Source organism: Candidatus Stygibacter australis (assembly GCA_030765845.1).
In the GTDB taxonomy this organism is placed as follows: Bacteria; Cloacimonadota; Cloacimonadia; order Cloacimonadales; family TCS61; genus Stygibacter; species Stygibacter australis.
The window spans coordinates 1-6810 of the sequence record JAVCDJ010000200.1 but is presented as its reverse complement, the minus strand read 5'-3'; the positions used below and the strand labels follow the sequence as shown (position 1 = coordinate 6810).

7 protein-coding genes are annotated in these 6810 nt (G+C 36.0%); 5 read left to right on the top strand and 2 right to left on the bottom strand.

The window, feature by feature from the left end:
- Positions 1-183: 183 nt before the first annotated feature.
- Positions 184-759 carry a hypothetical protein gene (locus tag RAO94_10085; protein MDP8322686.1) on the bottom strand — a complete coding sequence of 192 codons (576 nt, stop codon included), beginning with the start codon at positions 757-759 and terminating at the stop codon, positions 184-186.
- 360 nt (positions 760-1119) lie between these two features.
- The gene (locus RAO94_10080; protein MDP8322685.1) at positions 1120-1710 is read right to left on the bottom strand and encodes a hypothetical protein; all 591 of its coding nucleotides are present in this window, start codon (positions 1708-1710) and stop codon (positions 1120-1122) included.
- A gap of 824 nt (positions 1711-2534) precedes the next feature.
- Between RAO94_10080 and RAO94_10075 the strand changes: the two genes are divergently transcribed.
- The 5 genes from RAO94_10075 to RAO94_10055 all read left to right on the top strand — a co-directional run.
- Positions 2535-3776, top strand: a complete 1242-nt coding sequence (locus RAO94_10075) for a serpin family protein (GenBank protein ID MDP8322684.1) — start codon at positions 2535-2537, stop codon at positions 3774-3776.
- Between the two features lie 181 nt (positions 3777-3957).
- Positions 3958-4287: a winged helix-turn-helix domain-containing protein gene (locus RAO94_10070; protein MDP8322683.1), complete on the top strand. Its 330-nt coding sequence runs from the start codon at positions 3958-3960 to the stop codon at positions 4285-4287.
- A 14-nt stretch (positions 4288-4301) separates the two neighbouring features.
- On the top strand, positions 4302-4487 hold the full coding sequence (locus RAO94_10065; GenBank protein ID MDP8322682.1) for a hypothetical protein: 186 nt from the start codon (positions 4302-4304) through the stop codon (positions 4485-4487).
- The gene (locus tag RAO94_10060) at positions 4472-4831 is read left to right on the top strand and encodes a hypothetical protein (protein ID MDP8322681.1); all 360 of its coding nucleotides are present in this window, start codon (positions 4472-4474) and stop codon (positions 4829-4831) included. Before RAO94_10065 ends, RAO94_10060 begins: the two co-directional genes overlap by 16 nt.
- A 170-nt stretch (positions 4832-5001) precedes the next feature.
- Positions 5002-6810: hypothetical protein (locus RAO94_10055; GenBank protein MDP8322680.1), on the top strand; the 1809-nt coding region annotated here is incomplete at its 3' end.

Here is a 6810-nt window from a genome sequence, read left to right as displayed (position 1 = left end):
AACTAATATATTTTCCTGCTGCTAATATTTTTCTAAAGTATAAAACCAGACACTCTATTTAAATTGAATCCCAAATAGAAAGAAATCTGCAAATATCTATTAAAGATATACAAAGTTGATTTTTATAATGATCTAAAATATGAAAATTCGATTTTGAATTTCAGATGGGTCATTAGCATGAAGTTACTTCATTTTGAATCCAACAAGTATTGAAAGATGTGAATCACTTACATCCATTGTAAAACCATCTTGTTCAATACTTCCTTTCAACATTTGGTAGGATAATTCAAGAAAAAAGTTATTTGTCATAACAATTCCACCACCAATTCCTAAAAATAAACCTCCTGAAAGATCAGCTTCAGAGAAATAATCATCATTGCCATAAAATATATCGTAGCCAGCTCTCAGTTTTCCAAAAAAAACAGTACCTTCACCAGCTGTAGATACCTGTCCCAATACGTAAAGTGGGATAAAACCAAAAGCTTGATCACCTTCATCGTCATCAGCATCCGGGTTACGAGGCAATAAATAGGCTGCCCCAATCCCACCGTCAAAATTCATCCCAGGGGATTTAGATAGAGGCTTAAGATATTCACCAAATACTTGAAATCCCATTGCTGTATCATAATCAAAGCTATAGCCAGTTCCACTTAATTCATGGGTACCAGGTAGATCCAATCCAACGCCAAAATTCATCTCTGACATTAGAAAACTAAAAGAAATTAACAATAAACAAGTAATAACAATTCTTCTTTTCATTTTTCCTCCTAAGATATTTTTTTATTCATCTACTAATGTCACAATTATTGCTTTTTATTAATTGAGTGTCAACTAATATATTTTCCTGCTGCTAATATTTTTCTAAAGTATAAAACCAGACACTCTATTTAAATTGAATCCCAAATAGAAAAGATAATAAACACCTGACCATCTCAATAGCTCCCAAAAAACTTAACTTGATCATCCCCAAATAGAAAGAAATCTGCAGATAAAATATTTGCTCCTCCGGGATACCCTGAAGGTGCAAATATCTATTAGAGATATACAAAGTTGATTTTTATAATGACCTAAAACATGAAAAATCAATTATGATTTTTCAGATAAGTCATTAGCATGAATTTACTTCATTTTTAATCCAATAAGTATCGAAAGATGTGAATCACTTACATCCTCTGTAAAACCTTCTTCATCCTCTGTAGAACCTTCTTCCATACTTCCTTTCAACATCTGGTAGGATAATTCAAGAAATAAGTTATTTGTCATGATAATTCCACCACCGATTCCTAAAAAGAAACCTCCCGAAAAGTCACGTTCAGGGAAATAATCAGCATTGCCATAAAATATATCGTAGCCGGCTCTCAGTTTTCCAAAAAAAACAGTACCTTCACCGATTGTAGATACCTGTCCTAATACGTAAAGTGGGATAAAACCGAAAGCTTGATCACCTTCATCGTTATGATCCGGGTTTCGAAGAAATAAATAGGCTACCCCAATCCCACCATCTAAATTCATCCCAGGGGATTTAGAAAGAGGCTTAAGATATTCACCAAATACTTGAAATCCTATTGCTGTATCAAAATCTGTGCTATAGTCGGTTCCACTTAATTCATGAGTACCGGGCAAATCCAATCCAACACCAAAATTCATCTCTGACATTAGAAAACTAATCGAGATCAAAAATAAACAAGTAATAACTATCCTTCTTTTCATTTTACCTCCTAAGATATTTTTAATTCATCCACTGATGTTTAATAGATGTTTTTATTAATTGAATGTCAACTTATAATTTTTTTCTGAAATCATAATTTATCATAAAGTGTAAAATCAGGCACTCTACTTGAATTAAATTCCAAATAATATCGTGAATTTTATAATGGGATATGTGTTGTACACCTATGATTATCATATTCATCATGATATTCAAAGAATATCTTCCCCGATTATGCTGATTAATTAACTCAAATGACGGCCCAGTATCTACCGTCTCCTTCTTAAACTTTTTTAATCGTTACTAACGTTTAACCGGATTGAAATTATTTAACAGCTTTTTTAGTAATTATGTCATCAACGGCAAATAAAATCTGATTAATTAGCATCCATGATTCACAATACCATCTAATTACAATCGCTTATAATTACCTCTATTTCATTATAATATATCCATTTATAAACTAATCTATTACTCTCAAATCATCCCTTCCCACTCTCTTTCCATACTTAAACTAACTATAAGGTGCCACAACTCAACCCGGCATAACATAAAAATGTCATGCCGGGTTGAGTTGTGGCACCTGTAATCTACCTTATGATGGATTAGAACAGATATACTATATTCATTTATGTGATTTATGTGATTTAATTGATTTAATTAATTTGGATGGGAATTGAATAAATTATTTGACACTATAATGAAATAAATTGTATCTTGTATTCAGAAATATTTAGTATATTGAACAAAATTACAGGAAGGTGGCAGAATATTATTTATTGAAGTTTTTATCTTTAAACAAAATTAGTTTTATATTGGAGGAAGCATGAAGAAAGTAATCATTCTTTTAGCACTGATGATACTTCTTGGCAGTTGCACTGTGGCATCTACTGAAGTAGAAGATGACTGGCAGGCAAGCAGGGCAGATGAAATTGTGACTGCTAATAGTCACTTCGCTTATAATATACTTCAGGAACTTGTAACAGAAGAAGATACCGATAATATTTTCTTTTCACCCCTGTCACTTTCACTGGCATTATCAATGACAATGAACGGAGCATCTGGAACGACACTTGAGCAAATGAAACAGACTTTGCATTATGGTGATCTGGCACTTGAGGAAATAAATGAACAGAATTTAAGTTTGATCAGCAATCTTCTAGATATAGATCCAAGTGTGATTCTGGGACTGGCAAATTCTATCTGGATTCGTAATGGTTATCCAGTAAAAGAGGATTTTACCAGGCTAAATGCGGAATATTATCTATCCGAGACCTTTCCTGATAAACCTTTTAATCAGGAAACAATAGACGAAGCAAACTTTTGGGTAAGTGATAATACGGGTGGTAGAATAACTAATATATTGAAAAACTTTTCCGCCGATGATGTAGTATTTTTGATCAATGCTATTTACCTGGCAGCGGACTGGAAATATCAGTTTGACCCGGAAATAACAACTCAAGATCGTTTCTATACAAATAGTGATGAATATGTATATGTTCCTTTTATGAATTGCGACGGTATAGATTTCACCTATATGAATGGTGGAAATTTTCAGGCAGCACGACTACCTTATGGAAATAGTGATCTGGCGATGTATGTAATTCTTCCGGAGCATGGATTAGAGCTGAATGATTTGATAGCTGAGCAGAATTGTACTACTTTTGAAACCTGGTTTTCTGGATATGAAGTTCTTACGCTAGAAATGCAGGATAACAGCAGTTTCTCGCTTCCGTCCTTTGAAGTTTCGTTTGAGAAAAGATATAATAATATTTTAGAAAATCTGGGTATGCCGCTTGCTTTTGCTCGTGCAGCAGATTTTTCAAATATGGCGTATGCCCCTGCTCATCCCTCCATCAGCTATGTACAGCAAAATGCCTGGATAAAAACAGATGAACAGGGCAGTGAAGCTACAGCAGCTACCTTAGTCATGATGGAAGATGGTATTATGCCTCAGGAATGTAATATATTTAATGCCAACCGACCATTTTTATATATCATCAGAGATGATCGTAATGGCTCTGTGCTATTTATCGGGATCATGAATGATCCAACTGTAGAGGAGTAACATACAGAGATAAAATATAGCAATATACCTCGTGTAACTCCTTGCAGAAATTGGAATGCGTTGAGTTTGCGTTAGGAATTTTATAATGTCATAGCACGTCTGGAAAGAAAAGACGTTACAGATATTCGCAGTTAACTTTATGTACCATAATATAGTTTATAAGAACTAAAAAGAGGTGCATATGATAGAATCTTTAGTCGGGACATTGAATAAAGAAAGAGTTCTGGTCTTTTTACTGTGCAGAGAAGAGGGTTATGCTCGAGAAATAGCAGAATTTTATAAAGTCCCACTTACTCCAGTGATTAATCAGTTAAAGATACTCGAAAATGGAAGTATTATCTATGCCCAATTACGGGGTAGGACTAAAATATACGAGTTCAATCCAAGATACCCCTTTCTGGAAGAACTAAAAAATTTGATTGAGAAAGTTGTCAGTTTCTATCCTGAAGAAATAATTAAAGAATTGCAATATAACAGGAGAAGACCTCGCAGGACAAATAAAATATTATGAAAAATATTGGAGAAATGAGTAGATTAGAATTATCTGCATTTATCTGTACACATTTGCGAAAGCAGGGCATTGAAGTAACTCTCACTGGCGGAAGCTGCGTAAGTATTTTCTCTGAAGACGAGTATATATCTATGGATTTAGATTTTATCGAAAAATATACAACAAAACATAAAATCCTGGCAAATTGTCTTACGAAATAGGATTTTATGAGAAAAACAGATATTTTAAGCATCCGGAGACGGAAATTTTTATTGAATTTCCATCTGGTCCTTTAGCTATTGGCAATGAGCTAGTCACAGATATCATTAAAATTGAGACTGATACTGGTATTTTAAATATACTATCACCAACGGAATGCTTCAAAGATCGGTTGGCTGCCTATTATTTCTGGAATGATCGCCAGTCTCTGGATCAGGCTATTCTGGTATCAACTAAAAATGACGTCGATATGAACGAAATCAGAAGATGGTCAATAAAAGAAGATGAAGTTATTAAATTTAATATCTTCCGAAAGAGATTGAAATTAATTATTAACGCTGTTTAAATACTTACAATTATTTCTTATTATCTCAAACTATAGTAACCTTCTCTCAATTTCTCTTAGTTTATCCAAATTATGCTTCAAATCCACTTGATGATTTTTATTGTAAAAAAAATACTTTACGTATTCAGAGCAACAGTGTAATTAAGAATCAAAATATTGGAGGCTATAATATGCGGAAAATTATAATAATATTATTGAATTTATGTTTGGTCGCTGGACTGTCAGCCAATCGATTTAAAGGTGACATCAAGAGCTGGACAGCAGAAGATTTTATTGGATTTGACCAGGTTAGTGACTGCAAGGGTTTTACCGGGGATATTACTTCAGCTTATCTGCATCAGGATAATGAGAATTTATATCTCAGAGTAAGTTTTGCAGATATGGTGAGCAGGAATGATAATCAGGTGGTCAGTGATAATTTTGCTGATAGCAATCTGATGCTGACAGTATTGATCACCAGCAAAGAACAGATATTGATCAGGGAGACCATCAGTTTAAATGAAGTATCAGGAACTATCAATGATCTAAGCTGGCTGCAGACCAGGAACAATAATCTGCTGGAATTAAAAATGCCCTCATCAGGAATATCAAGAGACGATCTGATCATCAGTTTTGGTGTACATAATCAGGGTAGTTTAATTGATGAATGGTCAGGAAGCGGTCGTGAGGATCGTGATACTGGCAATTGTGCTTTTGTCCATCATGGTAATCAGGGACTCACTTATACAGAAGTGTTTTATGGCAGTCCATCTCATCCTCAGGGGCTGGATGGTAGTGGATTTGATGAGGTGATGCAGGCACATGAGGCAACTGATGTACCTGGTAACTTTCATATGAGTGGAACTTTGATGCCGGCAGCAGAATGGCATAATCCTGAATTTAATGACTGGCTGAGTACTATGGTTACTGATGGCACCGCAGCAATGATGACTTCTGCTCTGGGACAGCATATTATGCCCTTTGTGCAGAATAATATGAATGACTGGTCAGTAGCTGTTGAAAGCGATATGGTGGATTACCGTTATAACTATGAACCTCATGTTGCGTGGGTGCCGGAACGTGTGTGGCTGTCATTAGGACAATATCCGGATGCCGGAGTAGTTGACAACTGGCTGGGTAATAACTGGGCGCAGCATGGCGTGTGGGGGGTTGTACTTGATGATGGTCCGCATCTGAATGGTTATGATAATCATAAAATCCACTGGATGAACAATGGAGTGGGCATTGACTTGCGCGTGATCCCGATAGATAATACTTTTGTGGGCAATATGCACTATAATGCCGGAGCAGCAATGAATCAGATTGCTTCCATGGGTGAATATAATATCTGCGTTTATGGAACGGACTGGGAAGTTGCAGCAGAAATGAATGAACATGCCTGGAACGGTACAGATGAGACCTTTTTCCTGGATAACTACCAGGATGTATTGTGGTATTGCCATGACAACTATCCGGGCGTGAACGTGTGGAAACTTGACGATGCGATCCAGAATGCCAGTTTTAATGGAGTATCGGCAAATATCACACCGGGGACTTACGGGCTTCTGGGTGGTGAAGGTGGATATGGTGGCAGTAATAACAGCTGGTACACTGACTGGGCAGCAGCAGCTTCGCATTCAGATTTTCATAGTCCAGCCTGGACTTATGGATTTATCTGGAATAATACTTATGAAAACCTGATGAACTGTCCTGATAACAGCCTTTCTCAATTGGGTTGGTACACTCTGATGATCAATCTTCATGAAACAGGCTGGCATGATAGCGGTGATATTTCCGGCTGGGAACACAGGTATTCCAGTCATATCAAAAATGCAAATGTATATGCAGAAGCATCCCGCTGGGCAGCTGGACAATATCTTGATACCACAAATGCTTTTATGAGTGATATCGATCGTGATGGTGTGGATGAATTGATAATGCATAACGATAAGAACTTCTTTGTGTTCGAGAGCATTGGCGGGAGAGCAGCGTGGGTATTT